The following is a 23,857-nucleotide window of genomic DNA, read 5'->3' as shown; positions in this document are numbered from 1 at the left end:
TTACAAAACTTTAAATACTCAGGTATCTATGTTATGATTGTAATATATACCGACAGCATTGTTAATGAAAAAGAGGTGTGTTGTATGATCGAAAAAGAAGCTACGACCACGATCACTATCCCATCAGAAAGAATCTATATTGATACATGGGAAGAGAAGGATCGTATGGCAGTCTATCAGAACTTGTCCTGGTTTAACCGTGCAAAAGAATATCTTTATAACCTCCATTATGATAATACATTCCTTCTGGAGAAAAAAGACCGGATCAAAGAAACGTCCGCAATCAAAGAGTGGATCCGAAAGGAACTTCATATTGAGCCAAAAGACTATTACATCACTTCCCTGCTCGATCTGGCTCGCGGCATGGTCTCTTCCCAGAAGGAACTGATGAAGATATATGAGGATCAGGATAAAGCCGCTTCAAACCGACGGAAAAAGAAACTGCGGGAGTTAGAGAAAAAACTCAAGATCTGCCAGAGGTCCAAAAGATCCCTGGTGAAGCACTCCAAGAGACCGAAGGCCAACTTATATATCCCGGACGACTTTTTAAAGCACTGCGGGGACATATCCTCACCAGAATGCCTCTATCTGTATGAGGTATGGCTTGACCGTGAGATAAAACGGATACAGGCACGTATGGCTAACATCAAGGAAAAAGACCGTGTGTGTGCGGAAACCGACCGACAACAGACATCTCTATGGAAGAATGGCATAAAAAGAGGAACCTTGCAAGGAACCATAGCATGCTGTTTGTCGGGCGTTATGATGCGAAGAGGAAAAACTGGCTCTGTAAGTATGATATCCACACTAAGATCATGTCTATCGGCATGATGGACAGGACGACCCTGTGTTTCCCTGTACATTTTCCATACCGGGAAGATGACCTGCGTTCCATTTTGGACCATAAAAAAGAAAAAGGATACACCATTGCCTACTGGCTGGAACTGCACAAAGACAAGGCTGGCAGGGATTATATCCTGATCAAAGCGACTTTCCCCCTTAGAAAAAGCGTGTTCCAGGACACTCGGGGAGGGGTATTCTCCGTTGACCTGAACCTTGATAATATCTCCTGGGCGGAACTGGACGGGAAGGGGAATCGTCTCCGTGGTGGAATGGTACGTTTTTCCTTGGACGGGACTTCTGGGCAGAATAAGGATACCATCGGGAAAGCCTGCCGGGAGATCATGAAGCTCTGCATCCCTACGGGGAAGCCATTGGTGATGGAAGACCTGGATCTCACAAAGAAGAAGAGCCAGATGGCGTATGGGAACCCGAAGGCAAACCGTGGCTCTTCCATGTTTGCTTATAGTAAAATGATATCCTTTTTGGAGGGGCAGGCATTTCGTGCCGGAATTGGTGTGATCCGTATCAACCCGGCGTATACCAGTTTCATTGGGAAAGTAAAGTATATGCGCCGTAACCGATGCGCGATACATGTTGCCGCTGCTTATGTGATCGGCCGGCGCGCCATGAGGTTTTCTGAAAAAGTCCCTTCATATCTGAAACAGCTCCTGGAGGAAAAGACGCTGCGCAGACATCACTGGGCACACTTCGCGGCTCTTTTTAAAAACAAAATGGTCAGGGAGATCCGGAACTTTAACATAATGATCCCAGCCTTTTCAAAATAGACATTATATATGACAGGTAACATAAGATCTTATATAGACGTAACCCGTTGATCAGCCGTAAGGCTTTTCATAGATGCAACCCGTAAACCAGAGTGGCTGTACCGGCACATCGATGCATGACAAGGTAAGTTGTGTTTGGGTGTCGTGGCCGGATGGAATGCTCCACTCTACAAATAGAGGTACTCGCAAACTACAGCTGAGAACATATCACCGTTCAGGCTTTAGACTGAATGAGCCGTGTGTTACCGCTATCAGGTTTAGCATGCTGCAGTGGAGTCCCTCTGCTCCTACTATGGACTGTCGGAGCGGTATCTCCCCCGCTTTTGCTTCGGTAAAGGTGAGGCTAGGTACGGAATCCGCGACTCAAGCCTGATTGAGTCGCGGTAGTTCAATGTATTTCTCATACAGTTCCTTCTATAATTTAAGAGAATTCAGTTTATAATTTAGAAGAAATACGTTTAAGGTTGCCTTCTTCCCATCCAAAGTGAGATTCCACTTCTTTTTGCCACTGCTTTTTTAAACATTCCGGGCAGAGAAAAACATAACCCTGCACATTCTTTTCACCTTTTTTGCCTCTAATTCTGATCTTTTTGAGTGAATTTTTATTTTTGCATAGAATGCATCTTTTATTTTCCATAGGACACCTCCTGTAATCATAGCTTTATTCTAACATATAAAGTACAACGATACAAACATATGTTTCATCCAGATAAAAGACAGAACTGGAAAAAGGCAGGAAAAACCTGCCTTGAAAGAATTATCCACGATCGACATCCGCCGCTGGGTACTTGTCTATCATTTTCCTTGATTGCCTGCTGCACCAATGGGTGTTCATTAAAAAAGATCCTGTCTTATGACAGGACCTTTTCTTTTAGATAAATGGCAGCTCATCCTCTATTCCTTCCGGAATCGTCATGAAACCGTCTGAAACCGGCGGCTGCCCATAAGGCTGCTGTGTATACCCATTCTGCTGTGGCGGCATTGCCGCATTAGCCGGGTTCGGGTATCCAGTCGGCGCCTGTGTTGGCTGCTGTGCATACCCATTCTGCTGTGGTGGCATTGCGGCACTAGCCGTGTTAGGAGCGCCAGCCTGCGGCTGTGCTGGCTGCTGTCCCGTATGCTGCTGTGACGCAGCCTTACTTTCCGCAAAGTTCTGCTCTTCCACAACGATATCCGTCGTGTAGCGCGTTTTACCTTCCTTGTCTGTGTAAGAACCCGTCTGGATTCTACCGCAGATAACAATCTTCGTTCCTTTTTGCAGATATTTTTCTGCAAATTCTCCCTGGCGACCAAAGGCAACACATCCTATAAAATCTGCTTCCTGTTCACCTTCTCTCCGGAATCTTCTATCAACCGCTAAGGTGTATCTCGCTATGCACACTGGTTTTTCTCCCTGTGAATAACGAATATCTGGATTTCGTGTTAACCGTCCCATTAAGATAACTTTGTTTAATGACATAATTAGTACCTCCTTGTTTTTGAAATTTATCATTTACATTTTTATTATGAAAGAAACAAAGAAAAATTTTTTTCGATTAAAAAAACGCCGCGTTTGCCAAAAAAAGCATTCACGGCGCAAAGAAATGTCTTATTCCATATCAGTTAGCTGGAAAAAATTATGGGATTGGATAATCTGCGGCGTTAGGATACTGTAAGTTATTCTCTTGGGATTGAATATCTTCTGGTGTAGGAAGAGCCGTTACATAAGCAACCGCATTATCCACATCCTTTTTCAAATCATCATAGTCATCATATCCTTCATATTGTGACAAAGCGTTTTCGGCATCTGCCACAAGCTTTTGGGCACCTGTTCCATAGACCTCCCGGTCATACATAGCGTCAATATACCATTCCACGATATTTCGCTTTTGCGTTTGTAAAGCTTCTGCTGCTTCATCCTCTGATTCAGCTGTGTCTTCAGCCATAGATAACTGTTCTTTCTCTTTAGCAGCTTCTTCTTCTGCAGCAATCACGTCATCCCATTTATTTTCCACAGACTCTTTTAAAAGCCCATATTTATACGCGGCCCGTTCCAAGTAAGGTGCTTGCTCTGTATCATTTTCAATCTTATCGATCACATCCAGTACACCGGCGTATTGATTCTCTAAGTTTTTTGCCTGCGCTGTATTCTTGATAGTGAAATCCTCGAAATCAGATACTGCTTTTTCCGCTTCCTGCTTTTCCTTCTCAATCCGTTGTTGTAACAAATATGCTTCCCGTTTTTCATCATTCAACCTGGAATAGTAATCGTATTCTTTGGGGCGCAGAGTGTATAAATCATTCCCATTAAGAATGGATGTGGTATCTCCTTTATCATATTGCGCTAAATACACGGTATCCGGAATAGAAAAATCCTGCGATGCATCCGTAATTTTATCCATAAATGAGCAGAAGATCTCTGCTGGATAAGAAGATCCAGTAAGCCCTTCTATTGTTTTCGGGGTATCACACCCTGTCCATACAACAGTTGTATAATCAACAGAGTATCCACAAAACCACGCATCTTTGTTATCATCTGTAGTACCTGTTTTTCCTGCTAATATTTTTCCTTTCTTGTATAACTGGTTGGCAGTACCATACTCTTCCCTGAAAACACCCTGCAGCATATCTGTAAGCATATAGGCAGTATCTACTGAATATATTTCTTTTGTATTTCCGTGCGGCTGATAAACAATGGAGCCATCTTCTCTTTCCAATTTAGTGATACAATCATTATCTACATATTTTCCGCCATTTGCTAAGGTACTGTATCCTTTTGCCATATCAACAGGTTTTACTCCATATGTCATCCCACCAAGGGATATGGATGCAATCGTTGAATCGGCATAGCATAGCGAAGAAAACTTCATCTTTTCGAGGTATGATAAGCATACGTCGTTTCCTGTTTGCTGGAACAGTTTAACAGCCACTGTATTGACAGACCGGGCCAATGCCTCCCTAACTGTAATCGGACCAAGATGACCGCTATATGCGTTTTTCGGGCTATACCCATTATAATCGATTGGCTCATCATTTAAGACAGTAGCGGGGGTTGCCACACCTTCGTTAAGAGCCGGTCCGTAGTCCAAGAGCGGCTTAATAGATGAACCCGGATTCCGCTCAGAAAGGAATGCTCTGTTAAACTCATCCTTTTCTGATTTTCCGCCTACGATTGCTACGATCATTTGGCTGGAGTTATCGACACACACCGCTGCGCCTTCCAGTTCTTTGCTGAGACCTTCTGTAACAGATTTCTGTAGTTTTTCCTGGATAGATTGATCGAAGGATGTATAAATTTTATATCCGCCAGAACGGATTTCTTTTGCACACTCTGCATAAAGTGAAGAATACTTTTTATTGTATTTCTTGTATTCCTTTCCTGACGAAAATCCATATTTGAACTGGAAACCTTGCCTTTCCATCAATCGTAAAGTCGCACAGTGTACTGCATAACTCACCATGTAATTATCGTTATCTGTATCATCAGGCTGCGCCACGACTTCTGGATTTTCTTTTATTGCAAGGTTATATTCTTCCTGCGTGATATAACCTTCGGAAAGCATATTTTTAAGCACTTCTTCTTTTTTCCTGGTTGCGTTTTTATAAGAATCAGCAGGATTATAATCATTTGGACGGTTTGAAGTTCCAACGATCATCGCCGCTTCAGCTAAAGTCACTTCCTTTGCGGATTTCCCAAAATAATACCGGGCGGCGCCCTCTACGCCATAACACCCGTTACCATAATAATTGGAGTTGCAATAAAACTCCATGATCTGTGATTTTGTGTAAATTTTTTCCAACTCGAAAGCCGCCAAAGCTTCTGTAAATTTACGGGTAAACGTCCTTTCGCTTGATAAAAGGTTATTTTTTATCACCTGTTGCGTTATCGTCGAGCCACCTTGTGTGATCACTCCCCTGTTTTTGATATACGACACGCCTGCACGGACTAGAGCTTTATAATCAACGCCATGATGCACAGCAAAGTTCTTGTCCTCCTGGGCAATATATCCATTCTTAATGTAAGTAGATATGTCAGAACTCTTTACATAAGAATAATTTTCATTTCCAATCTTTCCAATTTTTGCACCATCTTTATCGTAAACATATGTGTTTCCATCCCTGCGAAAAGTACCTTCGTCCATCTCCGATGTAATTTGAAAAACTTTCTCTTTCGTATCTACGTAAATCGGATGGATAAACTTATAAGCAACGACCAACGCAGAAATACCGATGATGAAAAACAATAATAAAAAAATTTTAAGTCCTGTTCCTTTTTTCTTTCGCACTACTCCCTTACTATGTTTCATAAAAATAAGGCGGGGCTTATATAAAACCCCGCGTCCCCCTTCCTATTCCTGTATTTTTTCTTTCACTAAATATCCCTGGACAGCAAAACGCTTGGAGCCATGCTGTGTACAAGTCGATAAAGTAACGATGCGGTCACTGACAGAAGGCTTTGTTCCGGCATCATACATACTGTTATTCACCCACGTATCAATATACTCTTGATACTTTTCAAGGTCACCAAAAGCATACGTATAAATAGATGACGATGGCTGTATCACACTGGCGGAAAAGATCTGATATTTTAACATCCGCCCATCCCTGGTATAGATATAAAAATAAGGATGTTTCGAATAGAATTCCTCATCCATCAATTTTTTTAAGGAGCCGAACATAGTGCCATCTGCCATATTGTGTCCATAGATGATCGTGTTCTGGTCTGAGAAATCAGGATCATTGTGATAGTCCATAAAAATGGAACCAGCGAAAGAATATTGTTCCTTCGTATTACGGTGCAGGTAATAAGAATTGTCATCAGCTTGCATGATCGGATAAGAAATTTCCTCAATGGATTTAAACCGGATCCATGCGACAGCATCCTTATTTTTGATCTTATTCCAATTTACCTTAAAACCATCCCCTTCCTCATCATCCTCATTCTGCGTGATCACGTCCTTCCGCAACTGATCAAATGCTGTTCCATCTCTTACATACAAAGCTGCGATAGATGCAATCACGATAACACACAAAAGCATAATAACTTTTAAGAACACATTTCCTTTTTTTCTTTTTACAGGTACACCAAAATTCCTATAATTGTCCAACGTCTATCACCTCCGCTATTAATATGAAAAATCATACCGAGTGAAAACCCATATGGATTTTAAAAGAAATACGTCACTGCTTTTCAATTTGATTATGATGCATTCACAAAACAGATGTAATCAACATAATAAAAAAGGCAGGTATATCAATGGGATATTGTTTTTTATCGCTCCAAAAAGTTAAGACTTTGGGGCAGTTGAAATCAAAATTTTATCATAACCACCGAATTGCCGACGTTGAGAACGCCGACCCTATGTTAAAACATTTGAATAAGAATCTTATCCAATGCCAATTGATGGATGGAACAAAGACGGATTATGCTACAGCATGGAATGAGCGGATTGATAATCTGGATTACTATAAAAACCACAAAGTATATGCGAATGCTGTAAAGGCGATGGAAATAGTTATGACATTTTCCAGAGAGGACAGCATTGATATTGACGCTTGGCAGAAAAAAAACATCTCATGGCTGGAAAAGACATTTAATGTAGCTGGAGATGGACGCAGCAATATTATGGACGTAACCTATCACGCTGACGAACCAGGTAACGTACATCTTCATGCGATCGTCATACCAATCGATGAAAATGGGCATTTAAACGCTTCCCGGTTTACCAATGGATCGAGAGTAATGAGCGAAATGCAGTCCAGTTATGCCAGGGACATGGAAGAATTTGGGCTGGAACGTGGTCTGCGAGGAAGTAAAGCAAAACACAAAGATATCCGTAAATTTTATGCGGAGCTAAACCGGAGTATTAAAAGTGTCCCAGAGCCAAAACGAGGGGAAAGCGCTTACGAATATAAAATGCGCGTCTTAGAAAACCTGGAAACAACTTATGCGGCAGCATTAAGAAATATAGAAAAAGAAAAACGGAGACAGATTGAATATATCACCGCATATTATAGAGAACACTACAGTGAGTATCAACGAACAGAGGAACAGATAAGAGAAAATGTGGAATTACTTAATCAGCTATCTTCAAAAACCAGTGAATCAAAAGAACAAAACGAACAACTACAAAAAGAAAAAGAACAATTAGAAGACGAAATATATAAAAAATTAGAAGAACTTCGTACTGTTCAAAACGAAATAATAAAAATATACGAATTAACGGAGGACGTTCACCAAAGTATAAATAATAGGAGACGGAATAATAATGAAATAAAACAAGACTCGTCTATTTCTTATGAGCAAGAGCAAAACTCTGAGATCATCAATAGTATCCGGCAGGAATTACTGGCATTAGGAACGATTACAGAGGAGGAATACTCAGATATGATGAATAAAGAATACTATAAAAAGATATGTGAAAAATTACAGGACTCTGTCCCAAAGGAATATGAAAAAGCGGCTGAAAAAACAGCAGAAGAACTCGGATGGAGCACACATAACAAAGAAGCCGTTGCCCGTGATTTGCAGTGAAGCTGTATTACACTGGAAAGGGAGTATCTTCCGATGTAGTTATCCAGAACAATGGCTTACTTCCCAATACGAAAACCGCAATTTGAGGATAAATGCAATAGCATTCAGCAAAAAAAGAGTCTTCCGGACTTATCCAGAAGACTCAAAATGCTTTTATTATTTTAAAGTGACGGCTAACACTCGTTACTTTAGTCATGGGTCATTGACAAACCGAATATTTACAACATGGCTATCTGCCACACATAAACATCTTCCCCAGTATATAATACGGCACTGTCATCGCAAATGCACGACATGTCTTTAAAGATGTCATCCCAATCATCTTCTGATGGACAGCTTTTTTCATACTGATTTCTCATTGCTTTTACAGACAAATCCTTACTTGTGAACAATTCATAAGAGATTGATCCTCCGTCAGAATAGGGCAGGAGCGATTGCTGCTCCGTCGTAAAAGGATTATCCTTTAAGAGATAATGGCATCCCTTTGACAAAAGGAACTGCTGCCATCGCAATTCTTCGTTGTAGGTATCCACACCATCCAGTTTCAACCCGTCTTCCCGTAAAGTAATAAGACTGGAGATTTTCACTCCGCTATAACATGATATTCCTATCAGATAAGCGAGTACGATATTCTCTTTTTTGTCTTTCTTAATGAACTCAATCATTTTAGGCTTAAAAATAAAGTTTAGAGCTGCCTTAATTTCGCTGTTACTTAACGTCATTAATGGTCTGTACATCATGATAAAAAATCCTCCTTGTTGTGTTTTTTTATTAAGACCAATATGAGTTAAGAGTCTCCAAAATATTATTAAAAAGAAAAATGAATCTGTTTGTCATCCCCTAAGATCAGACAGGCGGAAAAGGGAGTTCCTTTCTTACTGGTAAACCCTTCTATTTCCCCCGTCTTCTTTTTCTTCACAAGTGACATAAGATCACGGTCAGACAATCTTTTTTTTGCGATATTTCGAAATAATTTCAATCCACAAGAATCGCAGAATATCCCATGTTCTGTCATACGGGCATTAGCATGGCAAATAGGACAAACAACGGATCTTTCATCTGGGTTTACAAACCGGACTTTCTTCTCTTTTAAATTTATTTGCACCGCAGCTTGAAAAGAGGAACCATCCTTCTTTGTAAAATCATGTTTTCCTGATGTTTTACCTTGAAGCATATCCTTGATCTCTTTTTCTGAAAAACGTATGCCACATAAGTACGATGGAATAGAAAAACCACAAGTACAATCATAAGAATATCGTTCCTTACTTAAAGGTTGCCCGCAGCAAGGGCATACATACTGAGAAAGGATTTTTTTTAACGGCTTTTCTTCTACTTGCTTACAAAGTCTTTGTAAGTCATAAAGCATATTTTGGTATCCAGCAGTAAAATCCATCTCTTGGCGCTGGATCTTTTTAATCTGAAGATCCAGTGTAGCTGCAAAAACCGGTGAAAGGATGTCCACGCCTTCTAAATTTTCCACATATGTTTTTCCTTTTTGTGTAATAAATAATCCCTTCTTCTTATCTTCTACATATCCTTTGGAGATCAACTCTGAAATGATAGCGGCCCGTGTAGCAGCAGTACCTATACCCTTTGATTCAGCTAAAGACTTCCTTAACGCAGGATCCTTTATCTTACTGGCAATGGTGATCATCGCACGTAATAGGGTAGCCTGAGTCAAACGTTTTGGCGGTGTGGTGACTTTACGGACCGGGGAGATAGACTTTGCTGAAACAGTCATCCCTTCAGTCAGTTCAGGAATATACTTCTCTTTTTCTCCTCCATAGAGGATCCGCCAGCCAAGCTCTATGATAGATTTTCCTTTAGCCAGAAACGGATATTGACCATGGTGGATCATCACCTGCGTCACCCGCTCCTGTAACTTCGGAAGGAACTGCGCCAGCATCCGTGTATAGACCATTAAACAGACGGCTCTTTCGTTCGCAGTCATTGCATCTAAGTTTGGCGCAATGGTCGTAGGGAGCAGAGCGTCATGGGATTCTTTTGCTACTTCAGCATCATTTACGACTTTCTTATCAGAAAAGATAAAAGAAATATCACCAATAGAATCTGCCGCCTGGGATAATTCCGGAAAAACTTTCGCCTGTTCAATGAACTGAGCGAACTCTTTCGCCTTTTCTGTAGAAACATATCGGCATTGGGTACGTGGATAAGATAAGCATTTATGCTTTTCATACAAGGACTGGACAATATCTAATGTTTCTGTTGGGGAGAGATGAAGTTGAGAAGCAGCCTCCGCCTGAAGCGCCCCAAGATCATAAAGCTGCGGGGCATGTGTCGAGGTAGTTTTTGCTTCTACCTGTTGGACCTTACCGTCACGAGGAACATCTGGGACAGCATCCGGAGAAGGGAAACGCATCACAGAGCCATCATCAGGATTCAGCATAGTAGAGACAAAACCTTCCTCGTAATCTGCATTTACGATATAATAATACTCTGGTGTGAAATGGTCGATAGCCATGGAATTATCGTAAACCAGTTTCATTGTTGGAGCCTTAACCCGTCCAATATTCATAGGGGAACCGAGACGCACAGACATGATCCGACTAAGATTCATCCCAAAGAGCCAGTCTGCCCGGGAACGGAGCAAAAAAGACTGTGTAAAGGCGATATGGACAGGATCCGAATGAAAATCTGTCATAGATAACAAAGACTCCAGAATCTCCTTATCGGTCAAGGAACGTTCCATAAAGCGCAGAGCTTTCTTTCCGGTGAGCTGTAGGAAATTTTCTAATAAAAAATAGATACCATATCCTTCCATATCCGAATCAGTACCAACAATAAATCCTTCGTAAGAGGAAGCCTTCTGTGAGATCTCATGCAGTAATTTTTTAGATTGGGGATTATCAATAGGCTTGATACCCCACTGCTGCGGTACCATAGGGTAAGTTACTTCATCCCAGTGCAATCCAGACCAAGGGGCATCTTCATAATCGTCAGGCATAAAATTCGTGCATAAATGTCCAGCCATCGCAACGAAGTCAATTTCACCAACTCTGGAGATAACCTCGGTCTTATGATTATTGTAGCAAGACCGGACCGTCCGCATTAAGGAGGGTTTTTCAGCAATAAACAAATATCTCATGATAAATGATACCTTCTTTCAATAATAGTTCAGTATAGTATCAATATGAAAAAATAAAAACACAATGGATCATCAAAAGGAAAGCCCTGCCTGATAGGCAGGGCTAACAACATAGAGAAGTGAATAAATCGCTGGAAAATACATTTTGGAAAGCTTAGATATCAGCATCAGGTTCCAAAATATCCTCAGCTGCTGCAAAAGTAGTAGCATCAGGAGCAGTAGCCATACGGATATCCATATCTTCCACTCCATCATCCGGATCGACCGCAAGGGAGGCATCCTCAGAAGATTCCTCGGCATTGCTGAGCGTGTCAGCGTCATCGGGAGCATATTCCAGGACCTCCAGCCCCTGTGCAACAATATAACCAACCCGAAGAGGGTGGGATTCCCCGGTTTCGGCAGAGGTAATCACACGGTCAGCCAGTCGGATATGCCCCTCGATCTTAAGGGTATCATCCAACACATAATACCGCGTAGCACGGGCAACCCGCCCATTACTGAGAATGGTGATGAAAACAGTACGCGGTCCGATACCAAAAGGTACGGCAATAGATAAGGAGGAAGATTCAGAGACACGCCCCTCCTCGGTATAACCAGAACGGTAACGTGCAACCCTTGTCACTTTGCCAGATACAGTGATCTTGTTACTGTGAGGAGTATCCTCAGCAACAGGTAACAGTTCAGTGATAAGGATATACATCTCCCGACGTCTGGTATCACCATCATCAGTAAGATAAACAGCAAGACGGAGTTCTCCAACTGCCTGTACAAGATCTCCGGAACATGGGATACGCCCACGAAATGGTGCTAATGCATAAGAAGAGACCATTAATGGGATCTCATCGAAAGGCACCACTTCATCACCAACAGCACGACGGCGGTCAACATGGATAGCCGTCCGATAGAAAGTATCCCCGCCAGTAGTATGGTCACTGACTAAATCAGATGTTAAGGTACCAGTTAACATAACCTCATTCACATTCATCATCAAATACCAATCCTTTCTAAGTAAAATTCCGTCCCCATCCGTAGATAAGGGATAAAGTAGTAATTATCGCCGAGGAAGCGAGTAGTGGAATCCATGAAAACAGGAGAAAAAAAACAGGAATAAAAGTAATAGAGAAACCAACTACTGAAAAAAAGTGTATCCATAAGAAACACATAGCTTCCGTACCGGCATAAATAATATGAAAAGAAAAGCGTTGGAAGTTTACAAAGGATATGAGAAAAAGATTCACTGAAGGAAAAGACAGAAGGTTCATAGCCCCGGAAGGGGGTTACGCAGCGGTACCCGCTGCGGCGATAACGGCGGCGCTCCGCTTGCCTAATAATATCTAATGCCTTCCAAAATTGAAATCTCGCCTTTGAAGATTTCTTTACTACATTGCCGTTTTACGCCTATTTTTTCTGAGAACTTCCAGCTTTTTATCAAATTCTTCTACCATATTTTCTTGTCGCTGCATTAATTGTTTTTGAACATTTTCCTGTCTTTCTTGTTTCTTCTTATACCCTTCTTCCAAAATAAAATACCTATTCAACTCTTCTGGAAAAACATCGATCAATAATCGATAGGTACGGTGATCTCTTGTGATAAACGGCACTTTTTTGTATTTATCCAAACAAAGTCCTGCACGAATGACTGCTATGATATCTATTTTCTCCCCGGATGCAATAGACAAGACGGCTTCCAGAAAGTCCTGCATTTTTCTTATAGATGGACGGCTGCTATTATAAAGTCCTCCTAACACCTTACATCCATAGCATGCGACTTCATATTGCAAACGCACCAAAAGATATTGTTGTAATGCAGAACGGTCATTTAATACTCCCGCCTTTAACATTTTTTTCTTTTCTTCCCGTTTTGCTTTACGGATCTTTTTAAAATATGCACATGCTTCCTGATACTTTGTCTCCCTCTCTATCCCTTCCCGAATGGATGCTGTATATTTGTAAACGGTATTAATCGAACATTGCGCTTTTTCTGCAATTTCTTTTATAGGGATCACATCCATATCTTTATATTTTTTCGTTCTCCCATAACGGTAAAGTCTTTGTATAAGCTGTATCCGTTGCTGCTTTTTTTCTTTGCGCCGCATATCTCTGGCGCGGTTTTTGGATGTACTATCGCTGCCTTTAAAGGAATAATAAGAATTTATTTCATCATTTGTCATCGCCGCTTTCTCAAAAAAACTGGCATCTGTATAAAGATATCCTTCTTTTTTTGTATTGCATTTGACCAATGCCTTGACCTCTCTGTCTTTTAATGGTACAGGAAAAAGACGGTTCAATTGATGAACCGCCGAAACAGCGTCAACTTCCGGGAGCGAAAGAGCAAAATTATGATACAGAAATAAAAGATTCTCCCTGCTTTCCACTTCTCTTCCACTTTTTATGATTGACTCGATCACTTTGCAGCGTCTCCGACAAACAGAAGATAAATTGTATTCTTCTGTCGAAAAAAAACGCTTTGTTTGGAGAGTTGAACTATGTTCATTTTTATGGTGGGAAGGCACTACATTTTTTCTGTTTGGAGAACAAGACACTTTCTTCTTTAGATCAATAGATAAAAAGTCCTGTAGTTCCTGTAAAGGATATCGGTGCTCAGATAATCGTACACACTGGGAAAATACATGAGCATTTGGGTTATATGTACCTGGAATCCGAAAAATGCGATTGATTCCTGTGGATGCTGTTTTATCTATTGTCATTCCCTGTTCGTTTGCGAATGCCTGCATTTGTCCACAAAGACGTTCTGCTACAGCTTTATATATGAAATCTAATTTTTTAGAACATGGTTCTAAAAAATACCAAATTTGTATCCCACGTCCAGTAAAATTTACCATGTTTGGAATCGGGATAGCATCCTGTTTCTTTATCCAGGAAAGAAATTCATTCGCTTTACAGATATTGAGATAGGAAAAAGATTCTGCATCTTCTTCCTTTGGGTCATGGCAATCCATATCGATTACGATATTTTTTAATGAAAAAATATGGTCCTCATCCCGGCATTTCACTTTCATGGTATAGGAATTTGCCCCGATATATTGGTGATCTCTATTACCGCTTTGTAACACTTTTTCAAGATTACTAAGAACTCGTTTCTTACTTGGGTTTGCCGCCCAATAAAATCCCTCATCTTCCGTCATCTGGCAAGATACATAAGATTCTTTGAACATCGTTCCGTTATCTGATTCAGGTACTGGGCCTAATATATCTTTCAAGAGTCCTTTGTAATAATCAATCTCTTCTTTTGTATATTTTTTATATTGTGTGCCATTCACGAAAGTTATTCCTGAATGAAATCTTTTCTCTATATCTGCATTTTTAAGCAGTACGTGCCTTGCCCCATCTGCCATGACATAATTCCTTTCTACATTTCTTGCTATCATCTGTACGATTAATATGAAGAAAAAGAAAGTTTGACTTTATCGGCATATTGGCTATGTAAAAAAAAGAAAGACAGGAGGATTTACAGAAATGATTAAAGATTTAAAAGAAAATGTGGCAACGCGAGAAACTTTATTATGTCAGGCTGTGGAAGAAAAAGTGACAAAAAACGGGGATACCTACGTTGATCTGTTGCTCAGTGATAGGGAAAATTCTATAAAAGTGAAAGTATGGAATACAAACAAAGGGTATATGGAAACATTCGTCGGAAAAGTGATCGACCTGACAGTAACTCCAGAAATTTATAATGGGAAAATGAGTTATAAAGGGGATATGATCGCACTGAAACCAGACGCTTCTGTTGCTGATTTTGTACCAAGAGCACCTTATCCCTCAGACCGGATGTTTGACGCACTCATGCAAAAAGCAGACAGCTTTCAAAACGAGGATGCAAAAAAATTGGTGCAGTTCCTCATGACAGAGTATAAGGAAAAACTGTTATGCTACCCGGCAGCGCAGACCATCCATCACAATTGTTACGGTGGACTGCTTTACCATATGTTCCGTATGGCTGGTACGGCATCTTATTTTACCACGTTATATAAAACCGTGAATAAGGATATCCTCCTTGCCGGTGTCATCTTGCATGACATTGGTAAATTGGAAGAATTAGACGGTACATCTATGGGTACGGCAGAATATTCGGTATCCGGGCATTTATTCGGTCATATCTATCTTGGAATGCGGATGGTAGAAAGGGCGTCGGAACACTTAGGAATTGACAAAAGTGTAGAACAACAGGTACTGCATATCATCGCTTCCCACCATGGACAGCCAGAGTGGGGTGCTATCGCACGACCACAGACTCTGGAGGCTTTTTTAGTACATGAACTGGACATGATCGACAGCCGGGCATACCAGTATGAAAAATCAATCCAGACGATCAGACCGGGCGAATTCACACAAAAAGTATTTGGGTTAGGGACGTCCGTTTACCGCCCAATGGAGAATGGCGGTGAAGATGATGCATAAAAAAAAGAAGATTTATTATATTGCGGATCTTCACCTGTATTCACAAGCGGTGAACCAAAAGTCCGGGCGTCCATTTCCTAATGCAGTAGACATGACAGAAACGATCTTACAAAATTGGAGGGATACCGTATCCGCATCTGACAAAGTATATGTTATCGGGGATGTCTGTAAGTACAATCTGCCTGATGGTCGGCTCCAGCAAATATTCCAGGAATTACCAGGAGAAAAGCACTTGATCTTGGGAAACCATGACATTGTGTACCGATATAAGAAAGCTTTCTTTCGTTGTTTCAGCACAGTAAAAAAATATGATAAGATTATTGACGCTGGTAGACACGTTGTGCTGTTCCATTATCCTATGGAAGCATGGGATGGAATGAACTACCAAGATGCGTATCATATCCACGGACATGTGCACGGGAAAGATGAAGAGCTTATGTACCTTCCAAAAAGGTATAATGCAGCAGCAGACCATATTGGGTTCACTCCCTGTACATTAGATGAATTTATTCAAAGAGATAAAAACAGGAGGCGCTGATGCGCCTCCTTCTCTTATGCAGCAGAAAACTGCCACAATCCTACGTCTTTTCTGATAAAAATGGAAGGGTTGATCTGCAGCGTCTGCCTGATCTTTGCTTTCCAATGAGCGTTTTTCTTGCATTTCTGATGCCCTTCTATTTCCGCATACAGTTCATCCAATGTGGCTATACCACCACGATTGGATAGCGCTGCGGCAACCACATCTTTCCACGTTGCCTGTCTACTATCCCTAATATCCATGGCATAATCCTTTTTTATGGAAAAGTTTATGATATATGGGGAAATCTTTTTTAATACAAGCAAGTACTCGTGTGATATCGGGACGAAGTTTTTATTAGAATAGTTTGACACGGTACTCGTTGTATTATGTTGTGCTTTGATGATCACTTGCTCAAGCTGCCCAGGTTTGACGATATCCATGAGCATGGAATGAAGTTTACCTCGCCGCACATCTCCCATCAGGATACCCATACGCCCTCCGCTCATTAATGCGGAATAATATTTCATCACGATCTTATTTAATGCAGCCATGAATTCATCCCAAGGCATATTGCCAAGATCTTTTCTTTTTAGGTCGCCAGATGGATCTGGATATCCAGCACGCTCCCCGGCCCAGTGTATCCTACAGACATTGGAATAAGGCGGATGCATGAATATAAAATCAGCATCCATAAAACCTTCTGGGACTTCTTCTTCCATTGCGTCAACAGATAAAATGCCTGGCCGGACAGGCGAAGGGTTCAAATCCGCGCCTATGTATTGTACTTCCATATCCTGTGCTACATCGTATCCTGTGCCAGATCCAGAAAATAATTCTGCCATCTTCCTTACATGGTACTTCCATATGAGAAATGCTTGAATCCAGCCGGAACAGTTCCCACGGTATCTGGAATCTCCCCAGGGACCTCTGTCCGGAAAAGAGAGAATGGTGCTATCAGACTGTTGCAGTCGATTGATAATTTGCGCTTTATCCATCTGATCACACCTCCTTCTCAGCGATCGTCGTCTCATATGCAGCTTTATAGAACTTATACAGATCCTGCAGCTCTTCTGTTTGTTTTAACATACCCTCATATAATTGTATAAAGATACGGATATCTGCTGCGGAAACAGTTTCCCCGCCTACGGTTACCTTTCCGCTGTCAATGCCAACAGCAGAAAATGGCGGACATGAGATCGTCTCTTTCTCTTTTGCATATACAACAGCACCACTTGGCAGCTGCATCCGCAGGATCTTTTCACCCTCATCTACGATGATATTTGTTACTTTTGCCTTAATAAAGGCTTCCTTTCCTTTCACCTTCATGTTGTATTCCTCCTTCAATTATGATTTTTAATCAAATCTAATATTGATAGGAGAACGAAAAAATATTGAAGAAGGATCATTGCATGTTTTTTATAAGCTTTTTCTTTTCTTTTTCTGAATCAACAAGACATAAATGTTCCCTAAGAAAACGGTTGATCATGCTTAATGAATACTCCGCTTTCCTGTTATTTGGTTTTGCTACCTCTGACATATAGATGAGGAACGTCACCCATTTTTCGGGTTCCTGCTCAAACAACGCGACATCATCTTCCTCCGGCCAATATTCCCGGATCTTGATGCCCTGGAACTGTTCCAGCAAGTTATCGTATTCTTCAAAAGTCCTCACAACGATTTTTTTATTCCTGCTTTCTTTCATCCTGTCATTTCTCCTTCCGTTTTTGTCTAATATACCAAAAAATAAAATTTTTTGCTAATTTCCAGACGCTTTTAAAAGAAATGTTCGGATACCACACATATTTTTATTGACATTAATATCAAATGAAGGAGGAAAACAAAATGGCAAAATATTTGAAATCAGATGAAGATATCCGAAAGATACGGACCGAGAAGGAACTCGCTGAATACATCGCGTTTCGGAAAAGTGACGATCACTGGTATGCACCAAACATCAGCGAGATCACTGCGGTAGGGATAGAGAACATGCCTCTCAATATCTCAGAAATGCTGGAGGAATACCACCTGCCGGAGACAGATTCTGTAATGGAAACGATCCAGAATTACGGGATATTTTTGAAATTTCCACATGACGGTAAAGAAGCATATATTCCTATTCGTTATACGGCGTTTCCCGGTTTGTGCAAAGTATCCGGGACAAGCTGCCGGGCCGTGACCAATTACACACCACGAGCCAAAGATCGGGTATTGCCTTTGCAGACAAAGGTGGAGTGGATCACTACCGGCTGCCGGCTCCGGGATATTCCCTGCAAAATCCTTCTAAGGGATGAAAAGGTCAGTTCCGTTGTAACAAGGCGCTATGCGATTTTGCCGCAATGGGAATTGTTAGATGCCTTAACTGGGCGTCTGGACACAGAGTTTCAGGGAAAATATGAATTTGATGAAGCCATCATATCCCATGATTATTCCTGTTTCTCTTACCGGATCGATGATGAAGAAATGATCGATTCTGTGAAAGGTTTTTTGCAAAACTGCCATATCAACTGTAATACGGTGACATGCGGTGTATGCATGGCGACATCTGATATCGGATTGTCCAGGGCATATGCCTATCTCTACATAGAATACGATGGGATCCGGATTCAGTTGAGTGATGTTGCTGATGTGATCCATGATTTTGGAAACACTGTGGAGACATTCAGTAACAGCATGGTCAATATTGGAACGGCGTTCCATGAAAACGAAGACCAAATCGAAGAGCTGGGTAATACGCCTATCTCCGATATCTCAAGTTGTATAAAGAATATCCTGGAAGCGTATCCGCTGTTTCCTGCAAAAACTGCAGACACTGTGTTACAAAGCATAGCAGCCCGGACAGGAAATGTAGGAACCGCCGCAGATTGTTTCTTAAGCTTCTTTGAGATGGCAGACCTGACACGGAAAAATGGGGAAGACAACTTACGATTGTATCTGGAAATGATGCAGCGGGTTTCAAAATTACTTTGGATCAATTATAAGGCGTTTGACAAATAAGAAATGATGAAAAAAGAGGTATTTCCAAGCATTTTAATAGGATAAATACCTCTTTTTTGTTTTTTAGATTGGAGGAATTATGTACGCATATTTAATTAATATAAATACACAAGGGAACCATAATAAATACTATGAGATGAAACAGACCGACAAAAATTTTTTCCAGGTTTTATATGGCCGGGTCGGTGCCAAACCTATGGTACGCAGTTACCCAATTTCTGCATGGAGCCGTAAATATAAGGAAAAATTAGATAAAGGATATGTGGACCGGTCTGATCTGCGTAACGTGACAGATATGACAGGTTCCACTGTGTCCCCTGCAGCTATTATGGGGTATTCCCCTATCTCAGATCCAAATGTCCGGGATTTCATGGACGATATCTTGCAGTGGTCCAATAAAAGCCTGACTCGGAATTACCGGGTCAAAGCATCTGAAGTATCACAAAAAATGATCAATGAAGCGCAAAAATTACTTGACCTGATGGACAAAGAAGATACTGTCGTATCCCTTAATAAATACTTGATGGAATTATTTACAGTGATCCCACGCCGTATGAGCAATGTGAAAGATCAGCTTCTCACTGATATGACACAAAAAAATGATGTACTGTACAGGGAACATGAGCTGTTGGACCAGATGGCAGCAAGAGTAGATTATTGCGAAAAAGAAAAAAGCGGTGGAAAAACAATCCTGGATGCATACGGATTAGAGATCGAACTGGTTCAGGATGGAAAACGGATTGCCCAGATCAAATCCCACTTAGGGGAAATGGAAAATAAATTTTTCCGTGCTTTTCGGATAAAGAATAAACAACTGGATGACGCATTTTATAAAAAAATGCATAAAGAAGGTTATACAGAAAAAGATATCCATTATCTGTATCATGGTTCGCGAAATGCGAATTGGTACGGTATTATGACCCAGGGCCTTATTCTCCATCCTAATGCAGTGCGTAACGGTTCCATGTTTGGAAATGGGCTATATTTTGCTAACAAAGCTAGGAAATCCACAGGATACTCTTCTCTCGATGGCTATTCCACATGGGCGAAAGAACATGAGGAAAAAGGATACATCGCCGTATACAAAGTGTTATACCGTAACGCAAAGCATGTATCCAAATGGAAGTCAAGCTATAGCTCTTTAAATAAGAATAGCATCAAACCGAGTGACGCATTATTCGCGCACGGTGGCGTAGATCTGTATAATGATGAGATCATTGTATATGATGAAAAACAGGTAACGCTTCAATACGTTATCGAATTTAGAAAATAATTCAAAGACCCGGGGATATACCTCGGGTCTTATATTTAGGCAGTTTTTTGTGATTTCTGCTGTTCCTTATATTCTTTTAACCAAAACGCTGTCAATTGATCTATATTGGATGTACCGTATCTTGGTCCATATTTTTTAATAAATTGGCTTTCCAGGTTATCCAGATCAATCTCATGAAATAATTCTCTTGAATACTTATCTTTTTTGCAGTCCCAGCATTTGTTCCTAAGATCCCAGAAAATATTTCCGTATCGATCATCATTGAGGTTCAACTTGATTCGCTGCATACTAGGCTGTTTCGGATTAATAGATAAAGATGCCCAGTTCAGATGTACCGTTCTCTTTTTGGGAGCATCATAAGAATCAAGGATTGCTTGTTGATATACTTTAATACAAGACCGAAATACAGTCTCTGAGGCCCTCACATCGTCAATTGCACTATGGTATGTCCAGTCTCCTTCTGGATGGCAATACTCTGCGATAGTAGATAATTTAAAATCATCAACCTCCCCAATATAACAGTCCCGCGCCATAGGAAGCAGATCCAATACTGGCCGCTTTTCTACTTGCTGTTGGCAACGATACGCCATTCCAATGATTTTTTTATAATCAAACATCGCATTATACGCCATCCAAAAATCTGCTTTTCCTAGAAAGTCCAATATAGCAGGAGCCACCTTTCCTTCGTCAGGTTCTGTGCATATAAACTCATTGGATATCCCAGTGATCTTTGTAATCTTCTTTGGAATTATTTCCCGTGGATTTATAAAAAGATTGATCGTTTCCTTCTCACTAAAGGTGAGTTTTTCATTATCGATTTCATACAAAACACCTGAAAACTGTAGGATCTTATCAAAGTCTTTTAAACCCATGGTCTCTGTATCAAAGATGATGAAACTTTTATAACTGGAAAGGGTATGCATTAAAAACCCTGCTGTCTTTAATTTGTTTCGCCACATTTTATCACCTCGTAGTCAAAATCCCTGCGGATATCGCAGGGATGGCAGTTAGGATACCATATTTTTCATGCAGGAAAAATATGCTTCCTTCAATAAATTAGTTTCTTTTTTGTGTAAGCGGACACCCGCAGTCTTGTGGCAAGCAGCGCGTATACAAGATTGTCCACTCTGCCCGGACCAGGTTTCCGCTTCTTTTATGAATTCTAAAAAGCGGATCTTCCCTAAAGGCTTTTTTAATGGTAAAAAGATCTTTTTGATGTCTTTTTTATCAACGACAACATCTTTTAATAAGATCCATAACAGCTCAAACTCCTGAAAAGAGCTTGGGATACCATTCATTAATTTTTCCCAATTGCTGTCCTTATTGTGAGCAGCGGTATTCTTTTTGATGTAAATCTCTGCACCTTCTTCAGTCCTTGATAACGCCACGACAGATATGGAATACCCGGCTGCCCGACCAATGGATATTTTTACGACATGATGGAACCCAGAAGCATACAGCTTTACATATGCTGTGGAAGCCGTATTCGATATCTCCCATCTTTCAATAGAATAGATATAATGTTCAGATAGAACATCCAATAACTTTCCCATCACTTTTTCATGGGAAAAATATTGATAATTGCGTCCAACAATGCTTAGTATCGGGCGTACTTTTTTGCTTTTGCCTCCCGGCAATTCCTGTACAAGGAAATTAACTTCCTTCTTATTCACGATCCTGCTGGCTATAAGGAAAGCAGGCCCGAGAAGACAGTCATCCATGTTCTTGAATGCTGTTGAACAGTCGATGAAACGGGCAACTGTTGGAAGAGCCTCGTATTTCATAGGATAGCAAATGCCAGAAACCGTATCGTAAAACGCCAATTTTGTTTCTAACATGGCAGCATATTCCTCTTCTGAAAATGATAGCAGGATTGTTTGGAGAGTATACTCCCCATTTTTCACAACGTATGGTTCTAAAGGATCTATCAGGAACCATCGTGTTTTCACATGTCCTTCTACACTCCGTTTTGGTAGAGTGCTTTGATAACAAATTACGGAAAAATTAGAACTAAACGTTTTTTCTTCTGCAGCATTTAAAGCAGTAAGAAAAGATTTCATAGTTTTCCCTCTTTGTCTGATCTTTTGTAAAGGTGCATTATCTACCGATAATTTCCAATACAACCGTCCGTTTTTACGAAGAACTTCAATATTCCCCGTCTGGTTATTCAGGATAAAATTATCGATTGTCGTAATGCTGTCTATCTCAGACAGCTTCTGTAGTAATTGGTCTCTTCCTGCTCCTTGTTGGATCAGTAAATTATCCATATCTATATCCTCCTTCTTTTTGTTTTTTTTCAAAAGTAATATAAAGAGGACAAAATATATTTTTTTATCAAAAAAATACTCCCTAGATATCAAATTTTTTTAACGTCTCTTCTAATTTTAATTCTGTGTCTGTTTTTATATTATTGAGATATTCAACAGAATAAGGGATGATCTCAGTGGAAAAATCATCGAAATCATAACGATTCCCACACCATTGGCATTCCATCCTGTTTTTTACCTTTCTATTTCTTATAAAACCATCGATCATGATCAGAGATCCCTCTTTCAGGTATTTGAGATCTCTCGCCCCCTGCTCCCCATAGGAATACACGAAAGGATAATCAGTTACTATAGTCGATTGCGTAGGGACGAAAACTTTACGGTCCACGGAGATACAGTATCTTGCACAATTCTGCACCATAAGTTCCGGCACCTGCGCCACATATCCCAGTAATAATGTATGATTGGACACTTCTTCGTAGATATTTTTTAAGTATTCGTCAATCGTTTTGCTTCCATCATCCAGAAATGAAATATCTTCTTCCGTGAAACCAGGATCCACTTTTTGTATGAATAACGGATAGACATAACAGGAAATACCGTGTTTAATATTATGTTGCCCACATTCACTGCAGATACTCTCCTTCTCCGTATACAGGACGTTATAAAGACCTTCGATATCGACAAAATCCCCTTTCTTTATTGTCTTCACAATATTCATTATTTTAGGATTCCCATCACATAACACAGGGATCTTGTCTACAGCCAGCCTTCCCTCTGCCCGATAACCAGTTGGGTTACGGTGTGTGACTGCCACAGTAAAATGTGCCATTGCTTCATCTATATCATCTGGATTTTTAATGATAGGGTCTTCAGGAAGGTATCCCAAAAGCCTTGATTTATTGTGCATTGCCATAAAATACAGCCTCCTTCCTATGTATGCACTTCTTTTTCGTAACTTAATATGAAAAAAAAGACACTGTGAGCTATTCGACAACAAAAAAATTTTTTCATTATTTTCTTGCAAAAAAAATCTAATTATTGTAGAATATTTGTGACATAATTTTTTTTATATATGTTTAATCTGTAAAAGAAATCCCTGTGTACTGTTTGTCGTACGCAGGGATTTCTTTTGT

Annotated in this window: 21 protein-coding genes; 7 read left to right on the top strand and 14 right to left on the bottom strand. The window is 40.5% G+C overall.

Translation table 11 applies throughout. The annotated features are described in order from the left end of the window. The first annotated feature begins 84 nt into the window (after positions 1–84). Complete coding sequence (locus B5F87_RS20945; protein WP_158096984.1) at positions 85–831, top strand: hypothetical protein; 747 nt, start codon at positions 85–87, stop codon at positions 829–831. Further along, positions 744–1,628, top strand: coding sequence for an IS200/IS605 family accessory protein TnpB-related protein (locus B5F87_RS06815; protein WP_158096983.1), 885 nt, complete (start codon positions 744–746; stop codon positions 1,626–1,628). The genes B5F87_RS20945 and B5F87_RS06815 overlap by 88 nt, the downstream gene beginning before the upstream one ends. 436 nt (positions 1,629–2,064) lie before the next feature. On the opposite strand, the gene B5F87_RS06810 is transcribed toward B5F87_RS06815, so the two are convergent. The 4 genes from B5F87_RS06810 to srtB all read right to left on the bottom strand — a co-directional run bounded on the left by B5F87_RS06810 (position 2,065) and on the right by srtB (position 6,715). Further along, positions 2,065–2,265, bottom strand: a complete 201-nt coding sequence (locus B5F87_RS06810) for a hypothetical protein (RefSeq protein WP_087278749.1) — start codon at positions 2,263–2,265, stop codon at positions 2,065–2,067. 234 nt (positions 2,266–2,499) lie between these two features. Beyond that, entirely contained in the window at positions 2,500–3,087 is a 588-nt protein-coding gene (ssb, locus tag B5F87_RS06805; RefSeq protein WP_087278746.1) for a single-stranded DNA-binding protein, read from the bottom strand. A gap of 157 nt (positions 3,088–3,244) precedes the next feature. Further along, a complete protein-coding gene (locus tag B5F87_RS06800; protein ID WP_158096982.1) occupies positions 3,245–5,893 on the bottom strand; it encodes a transglycosylase domain-containing protein in 2,649 nt (882 codons plus the stop codon). Between the two features lie 63 nt (positions 5,894–5,956). After that, positions 5,957–6,715 carry a class B sortase gene (gene srtB, locus B5F87_RS06795; RefSeq protein WP_087278740.1) on the bottom strand — a complete coding sequence of 253 codons (759 nt, stop codon included), beginning with the start codon at positions 6,713–6,715 and terminating at the stop codon, positions 5,957–5,959. A 149-nt stretch (positions 6,716–6,864) separates the two neighbouring features. On the opposite strand from srtB, the gene mobV reads away from it, so the two are divergent. After that, positions 6,865–8,142, top strand: coding sequence for a MobV family relaxase (gene mobV, locus B5F87_RS06790; RefSeq protein ID WP_087278737.1), 1,278 nt, complete (start codon positions 6,865–6,867; stop codon positions 8,140–8,142). A gap of 218 nt (positions 8,143–8,360) precedes the next feature. On the opposite strand, the gene B5F87_RS06785 is transcribed toward mobV, so the two are convergent. The 4 genes from B5F87_RS06785 to B5F87_RS06770 form a co-directional block, all read right to left on the bottom strand. Beyond that, complete coding sequence (locus B5F87_RS06785; protein ID WP_087278734.1) at positions 8,361–8,882, bottom strand: hypothetical protein; 522 nt, start codon at positions 8,880–8,882, stop codon at positions 8,361–8,363. A gap of 68 nt (positions 8,883–8,950) precedes the next feature. Continuing rightward, complete coding sequence (locus tag B5F87_RS06780; RefSeq protein WP_087278731.1) at positions 8,951–11,248, bottom strand: DNA topoisomerase; 2,298 nt, start codon at positions 11,246–11,248, stop codon at positions 8,951–8,953. Between the two features lie 154 nt (positions 11,249–11,402). Continuing rightward, positions 11,403–12,236, bottom strand: a complete 834-nt coding sequence (locus B5F87_RS06775; RefSeq protein WP_143405227.1) for a hypothetical protein — start codon at positions 12,234–12,236, stop codon at positions 11,403–11,405. A 391-nt stretch (positions 12,237–12,627) separates the two neighbouring features. Continuing rightward, the gene (locus B5F87_RS06770) at positions 12,628–14,604 is read right to left on the bottom strand and encodes a hypothetical protein (protein WP_087278725.1); all 1,977 of its coding nucleotides are present in this window, start codon (positions 14,602–14,604) and stop codon (positions 12,628–12,630) included. A gap of 121 nt (positions 14,605–14,725) precedes the next feature. Between B5F87_RS06770 and B5F87_RS06765 the strand changes: the two genes are divergently transcribed. Both B5F87_RS06765 and B5F87_RS06760 read left to right on the top strand, forming a co-directional pair. Next, the gene (locus B5F87_RS06765; protein WP_087278722.1) at positions 14,726–15,667 is read left to right on the top strand and encodes an HD domain-containing protein; all 942 of its coding nucleotides are present in this window, start codon (positions 14,726–14,728) and stop codon (positions 15,665–15,667) included. Beyond that, the gene (locus B5F87_RS06760; protein ID WP_087278719.1) at positions 15,657–16,205 is read left to right on the top strand and encodes a metallophosphoesterase; all 549 of its coding nucleotides are present in this window, start codon (positions 15,657–15,659) and stop codon (positions 16,203–16,205) included. Before B5F87_RS06765 ends, B5F87_RS06760 begins: the two co-directional genes overlap by 11 nt. Positions 16,206–16,219: 14 nt before the next feature. Here the strand turns inward: B5F87_RS06760 and B5F87_RS06755 are convergent, their stop codons facing one another. From B5F87_RS06755 to B5F87_RS06745, 3 genes are all read right to left on the bottom strand, one after another. Continuing rightward, positions 16,220–17,029: a DNA modification methylase gene (locus tag B5F87_RS06755; RefSeq protein ID WP_143405224.1), complete on the bottom strand. Its 810-nt coding sequence runs from the start codon at positions 17,027–17,029 to the stop codon at positions 16,220–16,222. A gap of 157 nt (positions 17,030–17,186) precedes the next feature. Beyond that, entirely contained in the window at positions 17,187–17,513 is a 327-nt protein-coding gene (locus tag B5F87_RS06750; RefSeq protein ID WP_087278714.1) for a hypothetical protein, read from the bottom strand. A gap of 76 nt (positions 17,514–17,589) precedes the next feature. Then, positions 17,590–17,889 carry a hypothetical protein gene (locus B5F87_RS06745; RefSeq protein WP_087278711.1) on the bottom strand — a complete coding sequence of 100 codons (300 nt, stop codon included), beginning with the start codon at positions 17,887–17,889 and terminating at the stop codon, positions 17,590–17,592. Between the two features lie 140 nt (positions 17,890–18,029). Between B5F87_RS06745 and B5F87_RS06740 the strand changes: the two genes are divergently transcribed. Further along, the gene (locus tag B5F87_RS06740; protein ID WP_087278708.1) at positions 18,030–19,181 is read left to right on the top strand and encodes a hypothetical protein; all 1,152 of its coding nucleotides are present in this window, start codon (positions 18,030–18,032) and stop codon (positions 19,179–19,181) included. Between the two features lie 79 nt (positions 19,182–19,260). Next, positions 19,261–20,454 (top strand): hypothetical protein, encoded by a 1,194-nt coding sequence (locus B5F87_RS06735; RefSeq protein WP_087278705.1) that lies wholly within the window; start codon positions 19,261–19,263, stop codon positions 20,452–20,454. 35 nt (positions 20,455–20,489) lie between these two features. On the opposite strand, the gene B5F87_RS06730 is transcribed toward B5F87_RS06735, so the two are convergent. The 3 genes from B5F87_RS06730 to B5F87_RS06720 all read right to left on the bottom strand — a co-directional run bounded on the left by B5F87_RS06730 (position 20,490) and on the right by B5F87_RS06720 (position 23,637). Further along, positions 20,490–21,413 carry a 3'-5' exonuclease gene (locus B5F87_RS06730; protein WP_087278702.1) on the bottom strand — a complete coding sequence of 308 codons (924 nt, stop codon included), beginning with the start codon at positions 21,411–21,413 and terminating at the stop codon, positions 20,490–20,492. A gap of 48 nt (positions 21,414–21,461) precedes the next feature. Next, positions 21,462–22,721, bottom strand: coding sequence for a hypothetical protein (locus tag B5F87_RS06725; RefSeq protein WP_143405222.1), 1,260 nt, complete (start codon positions 22,719–22,721; stop codon positions 21,462–21,464). Positions 22,722–22,803: 82 nt separating this feature from the next. After that, a complete protein-coding gene (locus tag B5F87_RS06720) occupies positions 22,804–23,637 on the bottom strand; it encodes a single-stranded DNA-binding protein (protein WP_087278696.1) in 834 nt (277 codons plus the stop codon). Between the last annotated feature and the right edge of the window lie 220 nt (positions 23,638–23,857).

This window comes from Eubacterium sp. An3, assembly GCF_002159465.1.
Lineage (GTDB): Bacteria > Bacillota > Clostridia > Lachnospirales > Lachnospiraceae > Anaerobutyricum > Anaerobutyricum stercoris.
This window is presented reverse-complemented; position numbering and strand designations above follow the sequence as displayed.

Bases quoted from the DNA above. Each gene is read 5' to 3' on its own strand.
- B5F87_RS06735 (WP_087278705.1), top strand. From the start codon at position 19,261: ATGTACGCATATTTAATTAATATAAATACACAAGGGAACCATAATAAA.
- B5F87_RS06765 (WP_087278722.1), top strand. From the start codon at position 14,726: ATGATTAAAGATTTAAAAGAAAATGTGGCAACGCGAGAAACTTTATTA.
- mobV (WP_087278737.1), top strand. From the start codon at position 6,865: ATGGGATATTGTTTTTTATCGCTCCAAAAAGTTAAGACTTTGGGGCAG.
- B5F87_RS06760 (WP_087278719.1), top strand. From the start codon at position 15,657: ATGATGCATAAAAAAAAGAAGATTTATTATATTGCGGATCTTCACCTG.
- B5F87_RS06815 (WP_158096983.1), top strand. From the start codon at position 744: ATGCTGTTTGTCGGGCGTTATGATGCGAAGAGGAAAAACTGGCTCTGT.
- B5F87_RS06785 (WP_087278734.1), bottom strand. From the start codon at position 8,882: ATGATGTACAGACCATTAATGACGTTAAGTAACAGCGAAATTAAGGCA.
- B5F87_RS06780 (WP_087278731.1), bottom strand. From the start codon at position 11,248: ATGAGATATTTGTTTATTGCTGAAAAACCCTCCTTAATGCGGACGGTC.
- B5F87_RS06720 (WP_087278696.1), bottom strand. From the start codon at position 23,637: ATGGCAATGCACAATAAATCAAGGCTTTTGGGATACCTTCCTGAAGAC.
- B5F87_RS06745 (WP_087278711.1), bottom strand. From the start codon at position 17,889: ATGAAAGAAAGCAGGAATAAAAAAATCGTTGTGAGGACTTTTGAAGAA.
- B5F87_RS20945 (WP_158096984.1), top strand. From the start codon at position 85: ATGATCGAAAAAGAAGCTACGACCACGATCACTATCCCATCAGAAAGA.
- B5F87_RS06755 (WP_143405224.1), bottom strand. From the start codon at position 17,029: ATGGCAGAATTATTTTCTGGATCTGGCACAGGATACGATGTAGCACAG.
- B5F87_RS06775 (WP_143405227.1), bottom strand. From the start codon at position 12,236: ATGATGAATGTGAATGAGGTTATGTTAACTGGTACCTTAACATCTGAT.
- B5F87_RS06725 (WP_143405222.1), bottom strand. From the start codon at position 22,721: ATGGATAATTTACTGATCCAACAAGGAGCAGGAAGAGACCAATTACTA.
- ssb (WP_087278746.1), bottom strand. From the start codon at position 3,087: ATGTCATTAAACAAAGTTATCTTAATGGGACGGTTAACACGAAATCCA.
- B5F87_RS06770 (WP_087278725.1), bottom strand. From the start codon at position 14,604: ATGGCAGATGGGGCAAGGCACGTACTGCTTAAAAATGCAGATATAGAG.
- B5F87_RS06740 (WP_087278708.1), top strand. From the start codon at position 18,030: ATGGCAAAATATTTGAAATCAGATGAAGATATCCGAAAGATACGGACC.
- B5F87_RS06810 (WP_087278749.1), bottom strand. From the start codon at position 2,265: ATGGAAAATAAAAGATGCATTCTATGCAAAAATAAAAATTCACTCAAA.
- B5F87_RS06750 (WP_087278714.1), bottom strand. From the start codon at position 17,513: ATGAAGGTGAAAGGAAAGGAAGCCTTTATTAAGGCAAAAGTAACAAAT.
- B5F87_RS06730 (WP_087278702.1), bottom strand. From the start codon at position 21,413: ATGTGGCGAAACAAATTAAAGACAGCAGGGTTTTTAATGCATACCCTT.